Source organism: Agromyces sp. NDB4Y10, from assembly GCF_001620055.1.
Classification (GTDB): domain Bacteria; phylum Actinomycetota; class Actinomycetes; order Actinomycetales; family Microbacteriaceae; genus Agromyces; species Agromyces indicus.
Genome location: NZ_LQGY01000056.1, coordinates 23,544 through 46,790 on the forward strand (window position 1 = coordinate 23,544; position 23,247 = coordinate 46,790).

23 protein-coding genes and 1 tRNA gene are annotated in these 23,247 nt (G+C 72.4%); 18 read left to right on the plus strand and 6 right to left on the minus strand.

The window, feature by feature from the left end; genetic code table 11:
• Positions 1–64: 64 nt before the first annotated feature.
• From metG to AVP42_RS13520, 9 genes are all read left to right on the plus strand, one after another.
• Complete coding sequence (gene metG, locus AVP42_RS13480) at positions 65–1,627, plus strand: methionine--tRNA ligase (protein WP_067949902.1); 1,563 nt, start codon at positions 65–67, stop codon at positions 1,625–1,627.
• Complete coding sequence (locus AVP42_RS13485) at positions 1,624–2,535, plus strand: TatD family hydrolase (protein ID WP_067949904.1); 912 nt, start codon at positions 1,624–1,626, stop codon at positions 2,533–2,535. Before metG ends, AVP42_RS13485 begins: the two co-directional genes overlap by 4 nt.
• A gap of 67 nt (positions 2,536–2,602) precedes the next feature.
• A complete protein-coding gene (rsmA, locus tag AVP42_RS13490; protein WP_067949906.1) occupies positions 2,603–3,496 on the plus strand; it encodes a 16S rRNA (adenine(1518)-N(6)/adenine(1519)-N(6))-dimethyltransferase RsmA in 894 nt (297 codons plus the stop codon).
• Between the two features lie 82 nt (positions 3,497–3,578).
• Positions 3,579–4,121: a hypothetical protein gene (locus AVP42_RS13495; RefSeq protein WP_067949907.1), complete on the plus strand. Its 543-nt coding sequence runs from the start codon at positions 3,579–3,581 to the stop codon at positions 4,119–4,121.
• Positions 4,122–4,143: 22 nt separating this feature from the next.
• Entirely contained in the window at positions 4,144–5,097 is a 954-nt protein-coding gene (locus tag AVP42_RS13500) for a 4-(cytidine 5'-diphospho)-2-C-methyl-D-erythritol kinase (protein WP_067949909.1), read from the plus strand.
• Positions 5,098–5,299: 202 nt separating this feature from the next.
• On the plus strand, positions 5,300–7,153 hold the full coding sequence (locus tag AVP42_RS13505; RefSeq protein ID WP_067949911.1) for an ABC-F family ATP-binding cassette domain-containing protein: 1,854 nt from the start codon (positions 5,300–5,302) through the stop codon (positions 7,151–7,153).
• Positions 7,154–7,342: 189 nt separating this feature from the next.
• Positions 7,343–8,230, plus strand: a complete 888-nt coding sequence (locus AVP42_RS13510; RefSeq protein ID WP_067949914.1) for a MetQ/NlpA family ABC transporter substrate-binding protein — start codon at positions 7,343–7,345, stop codon at positions 8,228–8,230.
• A 120-nt stretch (positions 8,231–8,350) separates the two neighbouring features.
• A complete protein-coding gene (locus AVP42_RS13515) occupies positions 8,351–9,379 on the plus strand; it encodes a methionine ABC transporter ATP-binding protein (protein WP_067949916.1) in 1,029 nt (342 codons plus the stop codon).
• Entirely contained in the window at positions 9,379–10,038 is a 660-nt protein-coding gene (locus tag AVP42_RS13520; RefSeq protein WP_067949918.1) for a methionine ABC transporter permease, read from the plus strand. Before AVP42_RS13515 ends, AVP42_RS13520 begins: the two co-directional genes overlap by 1 nt.
• Before the next feature lie 67 nt (positions 10,039–10,105).
• Here AVP42_RS13520 and AVP42_RS13525 read toward each other — a convergent pair whose 3' ends face one another.
• Entirely contained in the window at positions 10,106–10,600 is a 495-nt protein-coding gene (locus AVP42_RS13525; protein ID WP_067949920.1) for a MarR family winged helix-turn-helix transcriptional regulator, read from the minus strand.
• A 98-nt stretch (positions 10,601–10,698) separates the two neighbouring features.
• Between AVP42_RS13525 and AVP42_RS13530 the strand changes: the two genes are divergently transcribed.
• The 4 genes from AVP42_RS13530 to AVP42_RS13545 all read left to right on the plus strand — a co-directional run bounded on the left by AVP42_RS13530 (position 10,699) and on the right by AVP42_RS13545 (position 14,941).
• A tRNA-Gln gene (locus tag AVP42_RS13530) sits at positions 10,699–10,770 on the plus strand.
• A 1-nt stretch (position 10,771) separates the two neighbouring features.
• Positions 10,772–12,220, plus strand: coding sequence for a bifunctional UDP-N-acetylglucosamine diphosphorylase/glucosamine-1-phosphate N-acetyltransferase GlmU (gene glmU / locus AVP42_RS13535; protein ID WP_067949923.1), 1,449 nt, complete (start codon positions 10,772–10,774; stop codon positions 12,218–12,220).
• A gap of 37 nt (positions 12,221–12,257) precedes the next feature.
• Positions 12,258–13,229, plus strand: a complete 972-nt coding sequence (locus AVP42_RS13540) for a ribose-phosphate diphosphokinase (RefSeq protein ID WP_067949925.1) — start codon at positions 12,258–12,260, stop codon at positions 13,227–13,229.
• Positions 13,229–14,941, plus strand: a complete 1,713-nt coding sequence (locus AVP42_RS13545) for a long-chain-fatty-acid--CoA ligase (RefSeq protein ID WP_067949927.1) — start codon at positions 13,229–13,231, stop codon at positions 14,939–14,941. The genes AVP42_RS13540 and AVP42_RS13545 overlap by 1 nt, the downstream gene beginning before the upstream one ends.
• 17 nt (positions 14,942–14,958) lie before the next feature.
• Here the strand turns inward: AVP42_RS13545 and AVP42_RS13550 are convergent, their stop codons facing one another.
• The 4 genes from AVP42_RS13550 to gndA are packed head-to-tail and all read right to left on the minus strand — an operon-like array spanning position 14,959 to position 17,517.
• Positions 14,959–15,321: a hypothetical protein gene (locus tag AVP42_RS13550; RefSeq protein ID WP_067949929.1), complete on the minus strand. Its 363-nt coding sequence runs from the start codon at positions 15,319–15,321 to the stop codon at positions 14,959–14,961.
• Positions 15,321–15,659, minus strand: a complete 339-nt coding sequence (locus AVP42_RS16940) for a DUF202 domain-containing protein (RefSeq protein ID WP_067949931.1) — start codon at positions 15,657–15,659, stop codon at positions 15,321–15,323. Before AVP42_RS16940 ends, AVP42_RS13550 begins: the two co-directional genes overlap by 1 nt.
• Before the next feature lie 10 nt (positions 15,660–15,669).
• On the minus strand, positions 15,670–16,023 hold the full coding sequence (locus AVP42_RS13560; protein ID WP_067950000.1) for a YidH family protein: 354 nt from the start codon (positions 16,021–16,023) through the stop codon (positions 15,670–15,672).
• Positions 16,024–16,053: 30 nt separating this feature from the next.
• Positions 16,054–17,517, minus strand: coding sequence for an NADP-dependent phosphogluconate dehydrogenase (gene gndA, locus AVP42_RS13565; protein ID WP_231878633.1), 1,464 nt, complete (start codon positions 17,515–17,517; stop codon positions 16,054–16,056).
• A gap of 202 nt (positions 17,518–17,719) precedes the next feature.
• On the opposite strand from gndA, the gene AVP42_RS13570 reads away from it, so the two are divergent.
• From AVP42_RS13570 to AVP42_RS13585, 4 genes are all read left to right on the plus strand, one after another.
• A complete protein-coding gene (locus AVP42_RS13570) occupies positions 17,720–18,253 on the plus strand; it encodes a gluconokinase (RefSeq protein WP_067949935.1) in 534 nt (177 codons plus the stop codon).
• Positions 18,254–18,322: 69 nt separating this feature from the next.
• A complete protein-coding gene (locus tag AVP42_RS13575; protein ID WP_067949937.1) occupies positions 18,323–19,726 on the plus strand; it encodes a GntP family permease in 1,404 nt (467 codons plus the stop codon).
• Positions 19,727–19,736: 10 nt separating this feature from the next.
• Positions 19,737–20,504, plus strand: coding sequence for an SDR family oxidoreductase (locus AVP42_RS13580; RefSeq protein ID WP_067949939.1), 768 nt, complete (start codon positions 19,737–19,739; stop codon positions 20,502–20,504).
• Positions 20,505–20,527: 23 nt separating this feature from the next.
• A complete protein-coding gene (locus AVP42_RS13585) occupies positions 20,528–21,580 on the plus strand; it encodes an L-idonate 5-dehydrogenase (protein ID WP_067949941.1) in 1,053 nt (350 codons plus the stop codon).
• A gap of 17 nt (positions 21,581–21,597) precedes the next feature.
• On the opposite strand, the gene AVP42_RS13590 is transcribed toward AVP42_RS13585, so the two are convergent.
• Positions 21,598–22,314: a FadR/GntR family transcriptional regulator gene (locus tag AVP42_RS13590; protein WP_067949942.1), complete on the minus strand. Its 717-nt coding sequence runs from the start codon at positions 22,312–22,314 to the stop codon at positions 21,598–21,600.
• Between the two features lie 235 nt (positions 22,315–22,549).
• Between AVP42_RS13590 and AVP42_RS13595 the strand changes: the two genes are divergently transcribed.
• A complete protein-coding gene (locus AVP42_RS13595) occupies positions 22,550–23,197 on the plus strand; it encodes a 50S ribosomal protein L25/general stress protein Ctc (protein ID WP_067949944.1) in 648 nt (215 codons plus the stop codon).
• The last annotated feature ends 50 nt before the right edge of the window (positions 23,198–23,247 follow it).

The following is a 23,247-nucleotide window of genomic DNA, read 5'->3' on the forward strand; positions in this document are numbered from 1 at the left end:
GTCCGGGCCGGGGCCGCCCCCGGCCCGGCGTTACGCGGCGTGCGCCGCCCGTAGGATTGTCGGCATGGCCGACGGCTCCTCGTTCTACATCACCACCCCGATCTTCTACGTCAACGACGTGCCCCACATCGGGCACGCCTACACCGAGGTCGCCGCCGACGTGCTCGCGCGCTGGAACCGGCAGGCGGGCCGCGACACGTGGATGCTGACGGGCACCGACGAGCACGGCCAGAAGATCCTGCGGACCGCGACGGCGAACGGCGTCACGCCCCAGGAATGGGCCGACAAGCTCGTCGCCGAGGCGTGGAAGCCGCTGCTCGACACGATCGACGTCGCCAACGACGACTTCATCCGCACGACCGACGAGCGCCACGAGGCGAACGTGCAGCGGTTCCTGCAGAAGCTCTACGACGACGGGCACATCTACACGGGCGAGTACGAGGGCTACTACTGCGTCGGCTGCGAGGAGTACAAGCAGCAGTCCGAGCTCGTCGACGGCGAGGGGGAGTACGCGGGCCAGCTCGTGTGCGCCATCCACTCGAAGCCCGTCGAACTGCTGCACGAGAAGAACTACTTCTTCCGCATGTCCGCCTTCGCCGACCGGCTGCTCGAGCTCTACGAGACGCGTCCGGACTTCGTGCAGCCCGAGTCGGCGCGCAACGAGGTCGTGAGCTTCGTGCGGTCGGGGCTGGCCGACCTGTCGATCTCGCGGTCGACGTTCGACTGGGGCGTGAAGGTCCCGTGGGACGAGTCCCATGTCGTCTACGTGTGGTTCGACGCGCTGCTGAACTACATCACCGCGGTCGGCTACGGACAGGACGACGCGGAGTTCGCCCGGCGCTGGCCCGCACAGCACCTCGTCGGCAAGGACATCCTGCGCTTCCACGCCGTCATCTGGCCGGCCATGCTCATGGCCGCGGGCCTCGAGGTGCCGCGCGGCGTCTTCGGCCACGGCTGGCTGCTCGTCGGCGGCGAGAAGATGTCGAAGTCGAAGCTGACGGGCATCGCGCCCGAGCAGATCACCGACACGTTCGGCTCCGACGCGTTCCGCTACTACTTCCTCTCGGCCATCCACTTCGGACAGGACGGCTCGTTCTCGTGGGAGGACCTCGCAGCGCGCTACCAGGCCGAGCTCGCGAACGGCTTCGGCAACCTCGCCTCTCGGGTCATCGCGATGATCGGCCGGTACTGCGACGGCCAGGTCCCGTCGGGCGAGGCCGGCCGCACCGATGCCGACGCCGCCGTCGCGGCGCTCGAGGCCGAGGTGACGGATGCCGCATGGCGGGCGATCGAGCGACTCCACGTGCACGAGGCGATCGCCGCCGCGTGGCGCCTCGTCGACGCGCTCAACGGCTACCTCACCGAGCAGGAGCCGTGGGCGCTCGCGAAGGACCCGGCGCAGCGCGACCGCCTCGAGGCGGTGCTCGCCACCGCCTACCGCGGGCTGGGCACGCTCGCCGTGCTGCTCTCGCCGGTGCTGCCCAAGGCGACCGGGAAGCTGTGGACCGCCCTCGGCGCGCCCGGCACCGTGCAGGAGCAGCCGATCGACCGGGCCCACGAGTGGACGCCCGGTTCGCGCGTCGCCGCGCTCGAGCCGCTGTTCCCGCGCGTGGAGGTCGCCGAGTGACGGCTCCGGCCGACCACCTGCGCACCCGATCCGACGGCGGACGCGCCGTCGAGTACCCGCCGGCGCCCGAGCCGCTCGCGGTCGCGGTGTACGACAACCACACCCACCTCGAGATCGCCGACGGCGCGATGCCGCTGACGCCGCACGAGCACCTCGAGCGTGCGGCATCCGTCGGCGTCGCCGGTGCGGTGCAGGTCGGCACGGATGTCGCCACCAGCCGCTGGTCGGCCGAGATGGCCGCCCGCGAACCCCGCCTGCTCGCGGCCGTCGCACTGCACCCCAACGAGGCGCCGGAACTCGACGCCCGCGGGGAGCTCGATGCCGCGATCGACGTCATCGACGAGCTCGCCGCGCAGCCGCGCGTGCGCGCCGTCGGCGAGACCGGCCTCGACTTCTACCGCACCGGCGACGACGGCCGCGACGCGCAGTTCCGCTCGTTCGAGGCGCACCTCGACATCGCGAAGCAGCACGGGATCGCGCTGCAGATCCACGACCGGGACGCCCACGACGAGGTCGTTGCGACGCTGCGCCGCGCGGGCGCGCCCGACACCACGATCTTCCACTGCTTCTCGGGCGACGCCGAGCTCGCCCGGCTCGCCGCCGATGCCGGCTGGTACTGCTCGTTCGCGGGCAACGTCACGTTCAAGAACGCCGAGAACCTGCGGGAGGCGCTGCGCGTCCTCCCGCGCGAGCTGCTCCTCGTCGAGACCGATGCGCCGTACCTCACGCCCGTGCCGCTCCGCGGCCGGCCCAATGCGCCCTACCTGGTGCCGCACACCATGCGGTTCCTCGCCGAGACCCTCGACGCCGACCTCGACGGACTCTGCGCGCAGGTCGCCGAGAACACCGTGCGGGCCTACGGGTCGTGGGACGACGGCCTCGCTGCCGACGCGGCGGGATCCGCGTGAACCGGCGCGCCGTGACCACCGTCGCCCCCACGTGCCGCAGCATCGACACCGTGCGGGGGAGCATCCGGTGAACGCGCACCGCCACGAGGCCGACGGGGCGGACCGCACCGCGCGCCTCCTCGGACCCGCCGAGATCCGCGACCTCGCCGAGCTGCTCGACGTCACGCCGACGAAGAAGCTCGGCCAGAACTTCGTGCACGACGGCAACACCGTGCGCCGCATCGTGCAGACCGCGGGCGTCGAACGGGGGGAGACGGTCCTCGAGATCGGGCCGGGCCTCGGCTCGCTGACCCTCGGACTGCTCGAGGCCGGCGCCGACGTCATCGCCGTCGAGATCGACGGCCGCCTCGCCCGGCAACTGCCGCACACCGCCACCGTGATGCAGCCCGGGACGCGCCTCACCGTCGTGCACGACGACGCGCTCCGCGTCACGTCGCTGCCCGGAGCGCCCACGCGGCTCGTCGCGAACCTGCCGTACAACGTCTCCGTGCCCGTGCTGCTCCACCTGCTCGAGCACCTGCCGTCGCTGCGCAGCGGCATCGTCATGGTGCAGGCCGAGGTGGGGCACCGGCTCGCGGCCGAACCGGGCTCGAAGGTGTACGGCGCTCCGAGCGTCAAGGCCGCCTGGTACGGCCGGTGGCGCATCGCCGGCCAGGTCTCCCGCATGGTGTTCTGGCCGGTGCCGAACGTCGACTCGGTGCTCGTCGGCTTCGAGCGCGGCGAGGCGCCCGGCGACCCGCCCGGAACCGAGGCGGAGCGCGTCGCCGTGTTCGCGCTCGTCGACGCCGCGTTCCAGCAGCGTCGCAAGATGCTGCGTCAGTCCCTCTCCGGGGTGCTCGGCGGCACGTCGGCCGCGGCGACGGCGGTGCTCGAGCGTGCGGGCATCGACCCGCAGGCCCGCGGCGAGCAGCTCACCGTCGACGACTTCCTGCGTGTGGCGCGCGCCGCGGCATCCGCCTGACCGCGCACCGACCCGAGTACGGAGGAGCGGCCCGACGCCACCCCCTTGCGGCGGGCCCCCGCGCCCCGGGTAGCGTGAGGGCATGACGACGGACGGCATCGGATCGAGCGGCGACGGCGTCGGCGACGCCAAGGTGCGCGAGGTGACCGGGCGCGCACGCGAGGACTGGTTCGGCATCCTCGACGAGGCGGGGGCGCGCGAGTGGTCCCACCCCGAGATCGCCGCCTGGCTCGCGGCCGACCAGGGGGTCGACGCGTGGTGGTCGCAGCACCTCACCGTGGCGTACGAGCAGGCCCGCGGCATCCGTTCGCCCGGGCAGCGCCAGGACGGCATGTTCGAGGCGAGCGTCTCGCGCACGGTGCCGCTCGACGCGGTCGCGGCCCTCCACGCGCTGGCCGACGTGGTGGCCGCCGAACTCGCGATCGAGCCGCTCGCGCGCAACACGTCGGCTCGGCATCCGACCGCCCGCTTCCACCTCGACGGCGGCGAGTTCGTGCTCGCCGGGTCGAGCCCGCGGGGCGACGAGCGCTCGTCGATCTCGCTCACGTGGGGGCGCATGCCGGACGGTTCGCGCGTCGCCGACGTGAAGGCGACGCTGCGCGAGTGGCTGGAGCGCGTGGGCTGACCGCATGCCCTAGCGTGGACGCATGACGATCGCGGCGACCGACGAGGCAGTGCACGTCCGAGCGCCGGGCAAGATCAACGTCTTCATGCGCGTCGGCGCGCTCGACGCCGACGGCTACCACGACGTCGCGACGGCCTACCAGGCGGTGTCGCTCTACGAGGACGTGCGCGCGTGGCCCGACGACGACATCACCGTCTCGTTCAGCGGCACGGTCGACACCTCCGACCTGCCGACGGATGCCTCGAACCTCGCGGTCCGCGCGGCGAAGCTGCTCGCCCGGCACGCCGGGGTGCCCGGTGGGGTCCGCCTCGAGATCGAGAAGCACGTGCCCATCGCCGGCGGCATGGGCGGCGGGTCGGCGGACGCCGCGGCGACCCTCGTCGCCTGCGACGCGCTCTGGGGCACCGCGCTGCCGAAGGAGGAGCTGCACTCGCTCGCCGCGTCCCTCGGCGCCGACGTGCCCTTCGCGCTCACCGGCGGCACCGCGATCGGTACCGGACGAGGCGACCGGCTGAGCCCGGCGCTCGCGACCGGGTCGTTCCACTGGGTGCTCGCCGTCGCCGAGTTCGGCCTGTCGACGCCGGCGGTCTACCGCGAACTCGACCGCCGGCGCGACGCCGGCCTCGAGGAGGACTGGCGCTCCGGCGCGGATGCGGCATCCGCTGCCTCGCCCACCGTCGACCTCGCGGTGCTGCAGGCGCTGCGCGCGGGCGACCCGCGCCGGCTCGCCACCGCGCTGCACAACGACCTGCAGTCGGCGGCGCTGTCGCTCGCGCCCGGCCTGGGCCGCATCCTCGACATCGGCGAGCGCAACGGCGCGCTCGCGGGCATCGTCTCGGGGTCGGGGCCGACGGTGGCGTTCCTCGTCGACGGCGCCGACTCGGCGATCGAGCTGCAGGTCGCGCTGTCGGCGGCGCGGCTCACCGCGGTCCACGTCCACGGGCCTGTGCACGGCGCCCGCGTCGTCCTCCGCTGACGCGCGCCCTCCTCCCTCTCGGCGCGCACCCTCCCTCTTCTCCGCGCCCGCCCGTGCGGCGAGTTGATGCCAGGTGCACCGCCGCGCGCCACCACCGGTGCAGGTGGCATCACTTCGTCACGGGGGGGCGGATGGGGTGAGGGGGAGGAGGAGCGGCGGGCGGCGGGGGCGCACAGGGTGGGTGGCTAGGGTTGAGCGCGACATGGCACACCTCCTCGGCGCCGAGCGCCTGCACCTCGAGTTCCCCACGCGCACCGTCTTCGACGAGGTCACCCTCGGCATCGACGAGGGCGACCGCATCGGCATCGTGGGGCGAAACGGCGACGGCAAGTCCACCCTGCTGAAGCTGCTGGCCGGGCGGCTCGAGCCGGACGGCGGTCGCGTGACGGTGCGCCGCGGCATCCGCATCGGCATGCTCGACCAGGCCGACACGGTCGACCCGGCGACGACGGTCGCCGACGCCGTCGTCGGCGGCATCGAGGAGCACGTCTGGGCGGGTGACGCGAAGGTGCGCGACGTGATCGCCGGGCTGCTCGCCGACGTGCCGTGGCACGCGCGCGTGGGCGACCTCTCGGGCGGCCAGCGCCGACGCGTGGGGCTCGCCGCCCTGCTCATCGGCGACTGGGACGTGCTGTTCCTCGACGAGCCCACGAACCACCTCGACGTCGAGGGCATCGCGTGGCTCGCCGGTCACGTCAAGGCCCGGTGGGCGGCGAACGACGGTGCGCTCGTCGTCGTGACGCACGACCGGTGGTTCCTCGACGAGGTGTGCACGGCCACGTGGGAGGTGCACGACGGCATCGTCGAGCCGTTCGAGGGCGGGTACGCCGCGTATGTTCTGCAGCGCGTCGAGCGAGACCGCATGGCCGCGGCGTCCGAGGCCAAGCGCCAGAACCTCATGCGCAAGGAGCTCGCGTGGCTGCGCCGCGGCGCCCCCGCGCGCACGTCGAAGCCGAAGTTCCGCATCGAGGCGGCGAACCAGCTCATCGAGAACGAGCCGCCCGTGCGCAACCCGGTCGAGCTGAACCGGCTCGCGGTCACGCGGCTCGGCAAGGACGTCGTCGACCTGCTCGGGGTGACGGTCGAGTACCCCGTCCAGGATGCCGCACCCGACGCACCGGCGACCCGCACCGTGCTGCACGAGCTCGAGTGGCGCATCGCGCCGGGCGAACGGACCGGCATCCTGGGCGTGAACGGCGCCGGCAAGTCGACGCTGCTGAAGCTCGTGACGGGGGACGTGCAGCCGACGACCGGCCGCGTCAAGCGCGGCAAGACGGTGAAGATCGCGGTGCTCAGCCAGGAGCTCGCGGAGCTCGCCGAATGGGCCGACGAGCGCGTGAGCGCGGTGGTCGCCGCGCAGAAGACGAGCTACGTGGTCGGCTCGGGCTCGAAGGCCGTCGAGCTCACGCCCGGACAGCTGCTCGAACGGCTCGGCTTCACGAACCGGCAGCTCGCGACGCCCGTGAAGGACCTCTCCGGCGGGCAGAAGCGGCGGCTGCAGCTCCTCCTGATCCTGCTGCAGGAGCCCAACGTGCTCATCCTCGACGAGCCGACCAACGACCTCGACACCGACATGCTCGCCGCGATCGAGGACCTCCTCGACGCGTGGCCCGGCACCCTCCTCGTGGTGAGCCACGACCGGTACCTCGTCGAGCGGGTGACCGACCGCCAGGTCGCGATCCTCGAGGGGCACCTGCGCGACCTGCCGCGGGGGGTCGACCAGTACCTCGAGCTGCGACGCCGGCAGGTGACGGATGCCACGGCGCCGGCGTCTGCGCCGGGTTCGTCCGCGACCGGCCCCGCGGCATCCGCTGCCGGTGGCCCGGCGCTCGCGGGCGCGGACCGCCGCGCCGCCGAGAAGGAGCTGGCGTCGATCGACCGTCGGCTCGAGAAGCTGCAGGCGCAGATCGCCGAGCAGCACGAGAAGCTCGCCCGGCACGACCAGTCGGACTACGTCGGACTCGGCGCGCTCGGCGACGAACTGCGCGCGCTCGAGGACTCCGTGACCGACCTCGAGACGCGCTGGCTCGAAGTTTCCGAGCAGCTCGAGGGATGACGCCGCAGGATCTGTGACGCTCGGTGACCATGCGGTCATTCGGGCGCAGGACCTTCGCCTAACGTTGACGTGCGTCCACGAACGCGGCATCGACGCCCCACCGCCACCAGCGGTGGGGTTTCGTCATGCCGGGCACCATCCGCCACCAGCATCCGTTCGCGCGCGCCCACCTGAAAGAGGAACCACCCCATGCCCAGCACCCGAACCAAGCTCATCGCCGCGCTCGCCGCAGCCCCGCTCGTCATCGGCCTCGCCGCGTGCTCGTCCGCCGGGGCGGCCGAGGGCGACGACGTCGTCCGCATCGGCGTCGTCGGCAAGTCCGACCCGCAGTGGCCCGCCTTCGAAGCGGCCGCCGCCGAGGCCGGCATCGAGATCGAGCTGGTCGACTTCGCCGACTACGCCCAGCCGAACCCGGCGCTCACCGAGGGCGAGCTCGACCTCAACCAGTTCCAGCACATCGTCTACCTCGCCGACTACAACGTCTCGGCCGACGCCGACCTGACGCCCGTCGGCTCGACGCAGATCTACCCGCTCGGCCTGTACTCGACCAAGTACGAGTCGGTCGAGGACATCGAGGAGGGCGAGACCGTCGCCATCCCCGACGACCCCTCGAACCTCGCGCGCGCCCTGCTCGTGCTGCAGTCGGCGGGCCTCATCGAGCTCGAGGACGGCGGGTCGATCTTCTCGACCGTCGACGACATCGACCAGGCCGCGTCGAAGGTGAAGGTCACCCCGCTCGAGGCGTCGCTCACGGCGACGTCGCTGCCGGATGTCGCCGCGGCGATCATCAACAACGACTTCGTGGAGGACGCGGGCCTCAGCTTCGAGGACGCCATCGCGAAGGACGACCCCGCCGACCCCAACGCGCTGCCCTACGTCAACATCTTCGCGGCGCGCGCCGACGAGGCCGACAACGAGACGTACCGCAAGCTCGTCGAGATCTTCCAGACCGACGCGGCCGTGCAGGCCGGCCTCGACGAGGCCTCGGCGGGTACCGGCGTCTCGGTCGAGATCCCGGTCGCCGACCTGAAGTCCTCGCTCGCCGAGGTCGAGGACGACACCCGCGCCCAGGGCTAGTCGGCGGCGGCCGCGGTGGTCGAGTAGGACGCGCAGCGCCCGTACCGAGACCCGAGCGAGGTCTCGGTACGCGCCTGCGTGCTCCTCGACCACCGGCCTGCCCACGGAAGGAGGTACCCCATGGCGCTCGTGACCCTCGAGCACGTCACCAAGTCGTATCCGGCGGCCGACCGGCGCGCCGAGCCCGTCACCGCCGTCGACGACGTCTCGCTCGAGATCGGGGCGGGCGACGTCTTCGGGATCATCGGCTACTCCGGCGCGGGCAAGTCGACGCTCGTGCGGCTCGTCAACGCGCTCGAGCCCGCGACGAGCGGCTCGATCCGCATCGACGGGCGCGAGATCACCGGGCTCGCCGAGCGCGAGCTCCGCGGCATCCGCCTCGGCATCGGCATGATCTTCCAGCAGTTCAACCTGTTCGATGCGAAGACCGTGCGGGGCAACGTGGCGTACCCGCTGAAGGTGGCCGGATGGCGCGCCGCCGACATCCGCGCCCGGGTCGACGAGCTGCTCGACTTCGTCGGCCTCGCCGACAAGGCGGGGGCGCGTCCCGACCAGCTCTCGGGCGGGCAGAAGCAGCGCGTCGGCATCGCCCGCGCCCTCGCGACCCGCCCGCGCATCCTGCTCGCCGACGAGGCCACGAGCGCGCTCGACCCCGAGACGACGCACGAGGTGCTGACGCTGCTGAAGCGCGTGAACGAGGAGCAGGGCGTCACGATCATCGTCATCACCCACGAGATGGACGTGATCCAGACGATCGCCACGAAGGTCGCGGTCATGGACCGCGGCCGGGTGATCGAGCACGGCGACGTGTTCGACGTGTTCTCCGGCCCGCGGCATCCGTCGTCGCAGCGGTTCGTCGGCACCGTCATCAAGGGCGTACCCTCGCCCGCCGAGCTCGCGGTGCTCCGCGAGCGCCACGAGGGGCGGATCGTGACCTTCTCGTTCCGCGACGGCGACGCCTCGCAGGCGCAGGTCTTCATCGACCTCGCGGCGGCGGGCCTGGAGTTCGAGCTCGTCTACGGCGGCATCAACGACATCCGCGGACGCGCGTTCGGCCACCTGACCCTCGCGATCCGGGGGGCGGATGCCGCGATCGACCGCGCGCTCGAGACGGTCGCGCGCCACGCCGACGTGACGGAGGCCCGCTGATGGACCGGCTCATCGAACTGGCGCCCGAGTTCTGGACCGCGGCCGCCGAAACCCTGTACATGGTCGCGCTGACCATGCTGTTCGGCGGTGCGGGCGGCTTCCTCCTGGGCGTCGGCCTCTACGTCACGCGCCGCGGCGGGCTCCTGCCGAACGTCGTCGTGAACAACGTGCTGAACGTCGTCATCAACTTCTTCCGGCCGATCCCGTTCATCATCTTCATCGCGGCGGTGCAGCCCGTGACGCGCGCGGTGATCGGCGTCGGCATCGGCACGGATGCCGCGATCTTCGCGCTGTCGCTCGCCGCGGCGTTCGCCATCGGCCGCATCGTCGAGCAGAACCTGCTCACCGTGCGACCCGGCGTGATCGAGGCGGCGCGGTCGATGGGCGCCGGACCCTGGCGGATCCTCGGGACGGTCGTCGTGCCCGAGGCGCTCGGGCCGCTCATCCTCGGCTACACGTTCATCGTCGTCGCGGTGATCGACATGTCGGCGATGGCGGGGCTCATCGGCGGCGGCGGCCTCGGCTACTTCGCGCAGCTCTACGGCTACCGGCAGTTCGAGCCGGTGGTCACGTGGGCGGCGGTCCTGCTGATCGTCGCGTTCGTGCAGGTGGTGCAGTACCTCGGCAATTGGCTCGCCCGGCGGGTGCTGCGCCGGTAGACCGCGCCGAGGGGACGCGACACGCCGCGGGACGCCGCGGCGGCGCGGCACGTCGCGTCCCCTCGGGTCAGGCGAAGCCGAGCGAGAGCTTCCGCAGCAGCGCGGCGAGCCGGCGCTGCTCAGCCGGGGGCAGGCCGGCCAGCAGCTCGGCCTCGGCATCCACGAGCCGGGTGATCGCGGCGTCGACTCGCGTGACGCCCGCGGGCGTCATCTCGACGAGGATGCCGCGGCCGTCGTGCGGGTCGGTCTGCCGCGTGACGAGCCCGCGCGCGACGAGCCGGTCGATGCGGTTCGTCATGGTGCCGCTCGAGACGAGCGTCTGCGCGAGCAGCGCCTTCGGCGGCAGCCGGAACGGCGCCCCCGCACGCCGCAGCGCGGAGAGCACGTCGAACTCCCACGACTCCAGCTCCGAGCGCTCGAACGCCTGCTTGCGGGCGCGGTCGAGCAGCTTCGCGAGCCGCCCGACGCGCGAGAACACCTGCAGGGGGGCGAAGTCGAGGTCGGGGCGCTCGCGCTCCCAGTCGTCGACGATCCGGTCCACCTCGTCCGCGTCCGCCGTCATGTCGCCAGTATCGCATCGGGCATGCGGCATCCGTTCAGAGCCGACGGATGCCGCGTGGCAGACTTGGTAGGCGCTCGGCGGACCCCCGCCGGGCGCGGTCCGCCATGGTGTAACGGCAGCACGACAGCCTTTGGAGCTGTGAGGACCAGGTTCGAATCCTGGTGGCGGAGCATGGACAACAACCTCGCCATCATCGTGCTCGCCGCGGGTCAGGGCACCCGCATGAAGTCGGCCACGCCGAAGATCCTGCACCCGCTCGCGGGCGCGCCGATCATCGCGCACGTGCTCGCCACGGCACGTGCGCTGGATGCCGCGCACGTGGTCGCCGTGGTGCGCCACGAGCGCGACCTCGTCGCGGCGGCGATCGAGACCGAGCTGCCCGGCACGATCATCGTCGACCAGGACGAGATCCCGGGCACCGGCCGCGCGGTCGAGCAGGCCGTGCAGGCGCTCCCCGGCGACTTCGCCGGAGAGGTCCTGGTGCTGAACGGCGACGTGCCGCTCCTGAACGCCTCGACGCTCACCGAGCTGCTCGAGCGCCACCGCGCCGACGGGCTCGCGGCATCCGTGCTCTCGGCCCGATACGACGACCCGACCGGCTACGGGCGCATCGTGCGGGCGGCCGACGGGTCGTTCGACCGCATCGTCGAGCAGAAGGACGCGAGCGAGGCGGAGCTCGCGATCGACGAGGTCAACGCGGGCGTCTACGCGTTCGGCGCGAACGCGCTCCGCGACCAGCTGGCGAACCTCACGACCGAGAACGCGCAGGGCGAGAAGTACCTGACCGACGTCATCGAGCACCTCCGCGCCGCCGGCTCCGAGGTCAAGGCCCGGCCGGTGTCCGAGGGCTGGCTCGTCGCGGGCATCAACGACCGCGCCCAGCTGTCCGAGACCGCGGCGCGGCTGAACGCGCTCATCGTGCGCGGCTGGCAGCTCAACGGGGTCACGATCGAGGACCCGGGCACCACGTGGATCGACCTCGCCGTGCGCATCGAGCCCGACGTCACGATCCGCCCGGGCACGCAGCTGAAGGGCGCGACGGCCATCGCGACGGGCGCGGTGGTCGGCCCCGACACGACGCTCGTCGACTGCGAGGTCGGCGAGAACGCCGAGGTCAAGCGAACGGATGCCACGCTCGCCGTCATCGGCGCCGGTGCCTCCGTCGGACCGTTCTCGTACCTCCGCCCGGGCACCGTGCTCGGCGCCGACGGCAAGATCGGCACGTTCGTCGAGACGAAGAACGCCGACATCGGCGCGGGCAGCAAGGTGCCGCACCTGTCCTACATCGGCGACACCGAGATCGGCGAGGGCTCGAACGTCGGTGCCGGCTCGATCACCGCGAACTACGACGGCGTGAGCAAGCACCGCACCACGATCGGGTCCCACGTCCGCACCGGGTCGCACGGCGTGTTCGTCGCGCCCGTTACGATTGGGGACGGCGCCTACACGGGGGCCGGGACGGTCGTCCGCAAGGACGTTCCTGCCGGTGCCCTCGCGGTGAACGTCGCCCCGCAACGCAACATCGACGGGTGGGTCCGGGAGCACCGGGCCGGCACCAAGGCCGCCGAGGCGGCCGAGGCGGCCGGCACGGGCGACGCCCTCCAGGCGACCGAGGACTGACCAGAGAACGCCGCCACCGGTGGGAAGGACTGCACACATGATCGAGACCACCGGATCGAAGCGGCTCGTGCTGATCTCGGGGCGGGCGCACCCGGAGCTCGCGCGGCAGATCGCCGCCGAGCTCGGCTCGGAGCTCGTGCCGACCGATGCCCGCACGTTCGCCAACGGCGAGCTGTACGCGCGCTACGGCGAGAGCGTGCGCGGCACCGACGCGTTCGTGATCCAGTCGCACGCGGCGCCGATCAACGAGTGGCTCATGGAGCAGCTCATCATGGTCGACGCGCTGAAGCGCGCGTCCGCGAAGCGCATCACGGTGGTCTCGCCGTTCTACCCCTACGCCCGGCAGGACAAGAAGGGCCGCGGCCGCGAGCCGATCTCGGCCCGCCTGGTCGCCGACCTCTACAAGGCCGCCGGCGCCGACCGGATCATGTCGGTCGACCTGCACGCCGCGCAGATCCAGGGCTTCTTCGACGGCCCGGTCGATCACCTGTTCGCGATGCCCGTGCTGCTCGAGCACTTCCGCAAGCTGCTCGACCCCGAGACGCTCACGGTGGTCTCGCCCGACATGGGGCGCGTTCGCGTGGCCGACATCTGGTCCGACAAGCTCGGCGCTCCGCTCGCGATCATCCACAAGCGGCGTGACCCGCTCGTCCCGAACCAGGTCTCGGTGCACGAGATCGTCGGCACCGTCGAGGGGCGCGTGTGCCTGCTGGTCGACGACCTCATCGACACGGGCCGCACGATCGTGAAGGCGGCCGAGGCGTTGAAGAAGAACGGCGCCACGGGCGTCGTGGTCGCCGCGACCCACGCGGTGTTCTCCAACCCCGCCGTCGAGATCCTGCAGTCCGACTTCATCGACCAGGTCGTCGTCACCGACACGCTGCCCGTGCCGGAGGAGAAGCGCTGGGACCGCCTGACGGTGCTGCCCATCGCCCCGCTGCTCGCCCGGGCCATCCACGAGGTGTTCGAGGACGGCAGCGTCACGAGCATGTTCGACGGCGCGGCCTGATGGCGGATGCCACGGCGAAGCCCTGGCTCCGAAGCTACGCCCCCGGCGTCCCACACGAACTCCCGCCGCCCGACGGCTCGCTCTGGGACCTGATCCGCGCGTCGGTCGAGCAGTACCCGGACCGGCCCGCGCTGGAGTTCTTCGGCCGCGTGACGACGTACGCGGAGCTCGGCGACCAGATCGAGCGGGCTGCCGAGTGCCTGCGGCGCCTGGGCGTGGAGCCGGGTGACCCGGTGGCGATCGTGCTGCCGAACTGCCCGCAGCACATCGTCGCGTTCTACGCGGTGCTGCGCCTCGGGGCGATCGTCGTCGAGCACAACCCGCTCTACACGCCGCGGGAGCTGCGCCACCAGTTCGAGGATCACGGCGCGCGCGTCGTGATCGCCTGGAGCAACGTCGTGGAGACCATCCGGGCGTTCCCCGACGACGTGCGCGTGCAGCACGTCGTGTCGGTCGACGTCACGCGGGCCATGCCGTTCCCGACCCGCGCCCTGCTGCGGCTGCCGATCGCGAAGGCGCGCGAGTCGCGAGCGGCGCTGACCACGCGCGTGCGCGGCGCGGTGCCGTGGCGCGAGGTCGTGGCATCCGACCCGGTCGATGCGCACCTCGCGGCACCCGGCGTCGACGATGTCGCGCTGATCCAGTACACGAGCGGGACGACGGGCTCGCCGAAGGGTGCGACGCTCACGCACGCGAACCTGCTCGCGAACGCCGCGCAGGCCCGGGCGTGGGTGCCCGAGATCGAGCGCGGCACGTCGGTCGTCTACGCGGTGCTGCCGATGTTCCACGCGTACGGCCTGACGCTGTGCCTGACGTTCGCGATGAGCATGGGCGCTCGGCTCGTCCTGTTCCCCAAGTTCGACCCCGACCTCGTGCTGAAGGTCGCCCGGAAGCGCCCGCCGACGTTCCTGCCGGCCGTGCCGCCGATCTACGAGCGGCTGACGCGCGCCGCCGTCGAGCGGGGCGTCTCGTTGCGCGGCATCCGCATCGCCATCTCGGGCGCGATGCCGCTGTCGGCCGAGGTGGTCGAGCCGTGGGAGGCGCAGACCGGCGGCATGCTCGTGGAGGGATACGGGCTGTCGGAGTGCTCGCCGGTGCTCATGGCGAACCCGGTCGCGCCGACTCGCAAGGCCGGGACCGTCGGGCTCCCGCTGCCGTCGACCGAGGTCCGGGTCGTCGACCCCGACGACCCGATGCGCGACGTGCCGTACGGCGAGCGCGGGGAGCTCGTCGTGCGCGGACCGCAGGTGTTCACCGGGTACTGGCGCAAGTCCGACGAGACCGACGCGGTGTTCGTCGACGACCCGCACGGCGGTGCGCGGTGGTTCCGCACGGGCGACATCGTCACGATCGACGACGACGGGTTCGTCACCATCGTCGACCGCATCAAGGAACTCATCATCACCGGCGGCTTCAACGTGGCACCGAGCGAGGTCGAGGAGGCGCTGCGGCACCATCCCGACATCGAGGACTGCGCGGTCGTGGGCCTGCCAGACGCCCGGTCGGGCGAGGAGGTCGTCGCCGCCGTCGTGCTCCGAGCCGGCGCGACCCTCGATGTCGAGTCGATGCGCTCCCTCGCGCGCGAACGGCTGACGCCGTACAAGGTGCCCAAGCGCGTCATCGCGGTCGATGACCTGCCGCGCTCGCTCATCGGCAAGGTGATCCGGCGCCAGGTCAGGCAGCGCCTGCTCGAGTCGGAGGCGGTGCGGTAGCGGGACGCCCGAGGGCGCTACGCGTCGCGTCCGGGCGCTGCGGGGCGCGGGGCGGCCGGCATGAGGCCGAGGTTGCCGAGCAGGATGCCGCGGTCGCCCGCGCCGACCTCGGCGAAGCAGAGCCAGCCCGGGCCGCCCTCGGCGAACAGGTCGAAGCCGACGCTCGAGCTCGCGTTGACGCTGTAGTCGAGCGCGTAGACGGCGCACGCGCGCTCGGCGGCGGCGCGGGCGACGCCGTACGCCGAGAGGACGAGGGGGAGCAGCATGCCCGCGAGCGCGACGAGCACGACGATCCGGAGCGCGCGGCGGCGCCGCTCGGTGCGCACCGGTCGGTCGTCGCGCCAGCCGTCGTCGTCGAGTTCGGGATGCGAATCGTCCATCACGCCGATCCTTCCACGAGCACCGAGGCGATGCCGCCCACGCTCGCGAGGACGGTCGCCGCAGCGACGCCGGGCAGCGCCCAGGCGGGCGGGGTGATCGTCAGCTCGGCGCCGGAGAGCTGCACGCGCCGCACGGCGCCGATCGCGACCGCGCCGCCGGCGGCGGCGAACAGCAGCGCCCCGATGGCGACCAGCGACGGCTCGCCGAGCACGAGCCCGGTGCGCAGCGACAGCAGCGCGTTCACGGCGATCGCGAGCGAGGTCCGGCCCCAGGCGAGCGCGGTCCGCTCCGGCTGGAGGCCGGGGTCGCCGGTCGCCGGCACGCGGTAGGCGCTCACCTCGGCGGCCTCACGACACGATCAGGACGACCGTGAGCACCGCTGCCGTCAGGAGGCTCGTGGCGGCGAGCACGGGCAGCGCCCAGCCGTAGGGGAGCGGCCGTCCGTGCCGCATGGCGATCTCGTTCGCGCGCCACCGGGTGTACGCGACGACGCTGAGCGCGGTGGAGACGAGCCCGAGCCCGACCGCGACGATGACAAGCACCACCCGCGGTTCGAGCCCGACGGCGAACTGGTGCAGCAGCACACCGCCCGCGAGCAGGGCGAGCGCGGTCCGGATCCAGGCGAGGAACGTGCGCTCGTTGGCCAGCGTGAACCGGTAGTCGGGGTCCTGCCCCTCCTGCTGCCACGACGGCCTCGGCATCATCCGCTCCGTCTCACCCGTGCCCGACGCTCAGTGCGACGAGGGCGTGGTCTCGATCTCCGAGCGGTCGCCCGACCAGAGCGTGTGGAACACGCCGGGCTTGTCGACGCGCTTGTAGGTGTGGGCGCCGAAGAAGTCGCGCTGGCCCTGCACGAGTGCGGCGGGGAGGCGCGGGGCGCGGAGGCCGTCGTAGTACGCGAGCGACGACGAGAAGGCGGGCGTGGGGATGCCGGCGCCGGCGGCGACCTGCACGACGCGGCGCCAGCTGTCCTGCGCGCCGGCGACGGCGTCGCGGAAGTACGGCGCGGTCACGAGGGCGACGAGGCCCGGGACCTCGGCGTAGGCCTCGGCGATGCGGTTGAGGAAGCGTGCGCGGATGATGCAGCCCGCGCGCCAGATCTTCGCGATCTCGCCCTTCTTGACGTCCCAGCCGAACTGCTCGGCGCCCGCGACGATCTCGTCGAAGCCCTGGGAGTAGGCGATGATCTTCGACGCGTAGAGGGCGCGGCGCACGTCCTCGACGAAGGCGTCGGCGTCCTCCGGGGCGACGGTCCACTCGCCCGAGGGGCCGGGCAGGTCGGCGGCGGCGTCGCGCTGCGCCCGCTTGGACGAGAGGCTGCGGGCGAACACGGCCTCGGCGATGCCCGACACGGGCACGCCCAGGTCGAGCGCGTTCTGCACGGTCCAGGCGCCGGTGCCCTTCGCGCCGGCCTCGTCGAGGATGACGTCGACGAGCGGCTGGCCGGTCGCGGCATCCGTCTGCCGGAGCACCTCGGCGGTGATCTCGATGAGGTAGCTCTCGAGCTCGCCGGTGTTCCACTCGGCGAAGATGTCGGCGATCTCGGCGGGGGACTTGCCGGTGCCCTGTCGGATGAGGTCGTACGCCTCGGCGATGAGCTGCATGTCGGCGTACTCGATGCCGTTGTGGACCATCTTGACGAAGTGGCCGGCGCCGTCGGTGCCGACATGGGTGACGCACGGCTCGCCCTCGGCGACCGCGGCGATCGACGCGAGGATCGGGCCGAGCGTCTCGTACGACTCGGCCGAGCCGCCGGGCATGATCGACGGGCCGTTCAGCGCGCCCTCCTCGCCGCCGGAGATCCCGGCGCCGACGAAGTGGATGCCGGTCGGCGCGATCTCGGCCTCGCGACGGATGGTGTCGTGGAAGTTCGCGTTGCCGCCGTCGACGATGATGTCGCCCGGCTCGAACCGCTTGACGAGCTCGGAGATCACCGCGTCGGTGCCCCGGCCGGCCTGGACCATGATGATCGCGGTGCGGGGCTTCGCGAGCGAGGCGACGAACTCGTCGTAGCCCTCGGCGGCGACGAACCCGGCCTCGGGGTGCTCGGTGGTGAGGGTGCGCGTGCGCTCCGGGGAGCGGTTGAACACGGCCACCGTGTTGCCCTCGCGACTCGCCAGGTTGCGGGCCAGGTTCGACCCCATCACTGCGAGTCCGACGACGCCGATGTTCGCCGTGCCCGTGGTCTCCGCCATCATTCCTCCTCGCGCCGCGCAGCGGCGCCTCGCTCCGTCGGGGGATCGGGTCAAGCGTAGGACACGCCCGCCCCGTGTGTCGTCGGGAGTCCCCGTGACCGTCCGCGCCGACGCTGTGCTATCGTACCTGCAATAAATCTGATTTAAACCCGCGAGTCGGGTGTTGGAATCAGATGTAATGACGCGTCTGAGGAGCAGCACCATGGCACTTCGCACTCCCATCATCGTGATGGGCGTCTCCGGATCGGGGAAGTCGACCATCGGCGCCGCGCTGGCGGCGGCCTTCGGCGTCGAGTTCATCGACGGCGACGACCTGCACCCCAGCGCCAACAAGGCGAAGATGGCCGCCGGCCAGCCGCTCGACGACGAGGACCGCGCGCCCTGGCTCGAGATCATCGCGCTGCGCATCGGCGCGGAGCTGGCGGAAGGCCGCCCGATCGTCGTCGCCTGCTCGGCGCTCCGGCGTCGGTACCGCGACCAGCTCGTCGCCTACGCGCCCTCGACGGTCTTCGTGCACCTCGTCGGCGACCCCGACCTCATCGCGGACCGTCAGCTCGGGCGCACCCACGAGTACATGCCCGTGAGCCTGCTCGCGTCGCAGTTCGACGCGCTCGAGCCCCTCGAGGAGGACGAGCGCGGCATCCGCGTCGACGTCCGCCACGACCCCGCCGAGATCGTCGCGGATGTCCGCGACGCGCTCGGCGTCCTGGACGAGGGCGCCCCGGACCACGGCTGACGCCGCAGGTCGCCCGCGAACCACCCAGCACCACCCGACCCCGACCACCACTCTCGAACAAGGACGAAGATGACCGACCTCGACCTCAACTGGACGCTCGGCACGCCGGGCCTCCTCGCGGTGGCGGCCGCGGCGATCGCCGCGCTGCTGCTGCTCATCATGAAGTTCCGCATCCACGCGTTCATCGCCCTGGTGATCGTGAGCGTGCTCACCGCCATCGCCACCGGCATCCCCGCCGGCCAGCTCGTGCCCACCCTCCTCACGGGATTCGGCGGCACGCTCGCGAGCGTCGCACTCCTCGTCGGCCTCGGCGCCATGCTCGGCCGGATGCTCGAGGTCTCGGGCGGCGCCGAGGTGCTCACCAACGCGCTCATCGCCCGGTTCGGTGAGAAGCGGGCCCCGCTCGCGCTGTCGATCGCGTCGCTCATGTTCGGCTTCCCGATCTTCTTCGACGCGGGCCTCGTGGTCATGCTGCCGATCATCTTCACCGTCGCCCGGCGCCTCGGCGGGTCGCTGCTGCTCTACGCGTTCCCGGCCGCGACGGCGTTCTCGGTCATGCACATCTTCGTCCCGCCGCACCCGGGCCCGGTGGCCGCGACCGGCCTGCTCGGCGCCGACGTGGGCCTTGTGCTGGTCCTCGGCCTCGTCGTCGCGATCCCCACCTGGTACGTCGTCGGCTACCTCTTCGGCCGGTTCCTCGGGCGGCGCATCGACCTGCCCGTGCCGATGATCCTCGACGCCCCGGCGGACTCGCCCGAGCAGGAGTTCCGATCCACCCCGAAGCTCGGCACGATCCTCTTCCTGCTGCTCCTGCCCCTCGGCCTGATCTTCCTCAACACCGGCCTCAACATGGCGGCCACCGCGGGCCTCGTCTCGCTCGAGGACACGTGGGTCCAGATCCTCCGCCTGCTCGGCGAGACGCCCATCGCGCTGCTCATCACCGTCCTGTTCGCCATGTGGCTGCTCGGTTGGCGCAACCGCAAGCCGCGCAGCCTCGTCGAGACGGTCGTCGACAGCGCCCTCGGCCCGGTCTGCTCGATCATCCTCATCACCGGCGCCGGCGGCATGTTCGGCGGCGTGCTCCGGGCGAGCGGCATCGGCAACGCCATCGCGGAGTCCCTCGACGCGATCGGGCTGCCGGTCATCGTCGCCGGGTTCGTGATCGCCGCCGTCGTGCGCCTCGCCCAGGGCTCGGCCACCGTCGCGCTCACGACCGCCGCCGCGCTCGTGCAGCCCGTGGTCCTCGACAACGCCGCCTACAACCCGGTCGAGCTCGCCGCGATCGTGCTGAGCCTCGCCGCCGGCTCCGTGTTCGCCGGCCACGTCAACGACTCCGGCTTCTGGCTGGTCTCGCGGTTCTTCGGCATGGACACCAAGACCACGCTGAAGACCTGGACGGTCGGCCAGGCGCTCGTCGGCATCATCGGGTTCGCGCTGTCCCTCACGATCTACCTGCTCGCGAGCGGCTTCTAGGAGGGCGGCCGTGGACCTCTTCGACCTCACCGGGCGCGTCGCGCTCGTCACCGGCTCGAGCCGCGGCATCGGCCGCGCCATCGCGGCGGGGCTCGCCGACGCGGGCGCCACGATCGTCCTGCACGGCGTCGACCCCGACCGGCTCCGGGCGGCGCACGAGGCGTTCGCCGACCGGTACGGTGCGGGGCGCGTGGCATCCGTCGCCTTCGACGTGACGGATGCAGCGGCCGCCGCCGACGGCATCGCGCGCGTCGAGCGCGACGTGGGTGAACTGCGGATCCTCGTGAACAACGCCGGAGTCCAGCACCGCGTCCCGATGCTCGAACTCGACCCCGCGGACTGGGACCGGGTGATCCGCACCAATCTCACGAGCGCCTTCCTCGTCGGTCGCGAGGCGGCCCGCCGCATGATCCCCCGCGGGCGGGGCAAGATCATCAACGTCGCCTCGGTGCAGGCCGATCTCGCGCGGCCGACCATCAGCGCGTACACCGCCTCCAAGGGCGGCATCCGCAACCTCACCCGCGCGATGACGGCCGAGTGGGCCGCGCACGGGCTGCAGGTGAACGCGATCGCGCCCGGGTACATCCACACGCAGATGACGCAGAACCTCGTCGACGACGCCGACTTCAACGCCTGGATCACGGGGCGCACGTCCGCGCACCGGTGGGGGACCACCCAGGACCTGATCGGGCCGGCCGTGTGGCTCGCCTCGGACGGGTCGGACTACGTCAACGGCCAGGTGGTCTTCGTCGACGGCGGCATGACCGCGGTCGTGTGACGGCGACGGACGGAAGGGAACGGATGAACGAGCAGCAGATCCCCGAGACCACGCTGGGCGTGGTGGCCCACGGCGCCGGCGACCTCCGCGTCGAACCGGTCCCGGTCCCCGCGCCGGGACCGGGAGACGCCGTGGTCGAGATCGCCTACGGGGGCGTGTGCGGGTCCGACCTGCACTACTGGCGCCACGGCGCGGCGGGCGAGTCGATCCTCCGGAACCCGATGGTGCTCGGCCACGAGGTCGTGGGCACCGTCGTCCGCGCGGCCGCCGACGGGACCGGTCCCGCCGCGGGCACGCCCGTCGCCGTGCACCCGGCCACCCCCGGGCCCGGCGACGGCGCGCGGTACCCGGCCGATCGCCCGAACCTCTCGCCGGGGTGCACCTACCTCGGCAGCGCCGCCCGGGTGCCGCACACCGACGGCGCCTTCGCACGCCATGCGGTGCTCCCGGCGCGGATGCTTCGGGCGCTCCCGGCGGGGCTCGCACTGCGCGACGCCGCCCTGGTGGAGCCCGCGAGCGTGGCGTGGCACGCGGTGGGCCGCGCCGGCGAGGTGCGGGGGCGTCGCGCGCTCGTGGTGGGCAGCGGGCCGATCGGCGCCCTCACGGTCGCCGTGCTGCGCCGGGCCGGCGCCGCCGAGATCGTCGCGGTCGACGTGCACGACCTGCCGCTGCGGATCGCGCGCGAGGCGGGAGCGACTCGGACGGTCGACGCCCGGGACGCCGACGCGATCGCCGCCGTCGAGGCGGACGTCGCCTTCGAGACGTCCGGCAACCCGCTCGGCCTGGGCTCGGCCATCCGCGGCACCGCCCGAGGCGGTCGCGTCGTGATGGTCGGGCTCCTGCCCACGGGCGACCAGCCGGTGCCCGTCTCGCTCGCGATCACGCGCGAGCTCGAACTCGTCGGTTCGTTCCGCTTCAACGACGAGATCGACGAGGTCGTCGCGGCGCTCGCCGACGGCTCGCTCGTCGTCGACCCGATCGTCACCCACGAGTTCGACGCGGCCGACGCCCTCGCGGCGTTCGAGACCGCGACGGATGCCGCCACGAGCGGCAAGGTGCTGCTCCGCTTCTCGTGACCCGACCGGCGGGCCGGCTACGCGAGGTGGACGCGCGGCCGGCCCGCCCACACGGACTCGACCTCGTCGACCGTTCGGCGCATGATGCGGTCCATGGCCTCGCGGGCCTCATCGGGTCGCCGTCCGAGGATCGCGTCGGCCACGTCGACGTGCAGCTGCAGCGCCTCTTCGTGCGGGTGGTCGGGCATGAGCCCGTGCTCGGTCCGGCCGCGCAGCACCTCGGCGATGACCCCCTCGAGCTTGGCGAACATCTCGTTGCCGGATGCCGCGAGCACGAGCGCGTGGAAGCGGATGTCGAGGTCGAGGAACGTCGCCAGATCGCCCGCCCGGCCCACCGCGCGCATGCGGCCCGCGATCGCGATGAGCTCCGCCGCGAGTCCATCCGGACCGAAGCGGGCCGCCAGTTCGGCCGCGGCCGGCTCCACGGCGGCGCGCAGCTCGGTGAGGGAGCGCAGCTGGACGCCGTGCGCGTCCGCGGCGAGCCGCCAGCGGATCACCGAGGCGTCGAACACGTTCCAGCGGGCCATCGGCAGCACGCGGATGCCGACGCGCTTGGCGGACTCGACGAGCCCCAGCGACTGCAGCGCGCGGACCGCCTCGCGGACGACCGAGCGCGAGACGCCGAACTCGCGCTCGAGCTCCTCCGCGAGCATCGTCGTGCCCTCGGCGAGTTCGCCCTGCACCACGCGGCGGCCGAGGGTGTCGACCACGAGGTCGTGCAGGCGGGAGCTCATGGGTCGAGGATATCGGCGCGCGCAGCCCCGACCGCGGCATCCGGTAGACTGGGCGATTGAACTTCGGCGAGGGATGCCGCCGGAGCCGGGCCCGCCCGGTGCGGCATCCGTGATCGACGCGGTGGAACGAGACTCACGGCTGTTCCTCACGCTGGCTGCGTACGCGCAGTGCCGGGCGTTCGAGACGACATCAGAAACCCCACTCTGGGCCGCGAGCCCGCTAGGAGCCATCACCATGGACGAAGACAACAAGATCGTCGCCGAGCCGCGCGAGTCGTTCGGCAAGGGCGCGGCGCGCAAGATCCGCGCCGCCGACAAGATCCCCGCCGTGCTCTACGGCCACGGCACCGACCCCCGCCACCTGACGCTGCCGGGCCACGAGGTCGCGCTGCTCATCCGCAAGGCCAACGCGGTGCTCGACCTCCAGATCGGCGGCAAGAGCCAGCTCGCGCTCGTGAAGGACGTCCAGAAGGACCCGGTGCGCCAGCTCATCGAGCACATCGACCTCGTCGTCATCAAGCGCGGCGAGAAGGTCCAGGTCGAGGTCCCCGTGCACGTCGAGGGCGAGCCCGCCTCCGGCACGATCGCCGACCTCGACGCCGTCACCCTCCTGCTCGAGGTCGAGGCGACGCACATCCCCGAGAACATCACCGTCTCGGTCGAGGGCCTCGAGGACGGCACCAAGGTGCTCGCGAACGAGGTCGAGCTGCCCAAGGGCGCGACCCTCATCAGCGACCCCGAGACGCTGGTCATCAACGTGCACGTGCCGCAGAAGGTCGACCTCGGCGAGGAGACCGCCGAGGGCGAGGAGACCGAGGGCGAGGTCTCCGAGGCCGAGGGCGCCGTCGAGGAGGCCGCGACCGAGGGCGAGTCGACCGAGTAGTCGACCGCATCCCGATCGATCGATTCGACGTGAGGGCCTGCGGCGCCGCA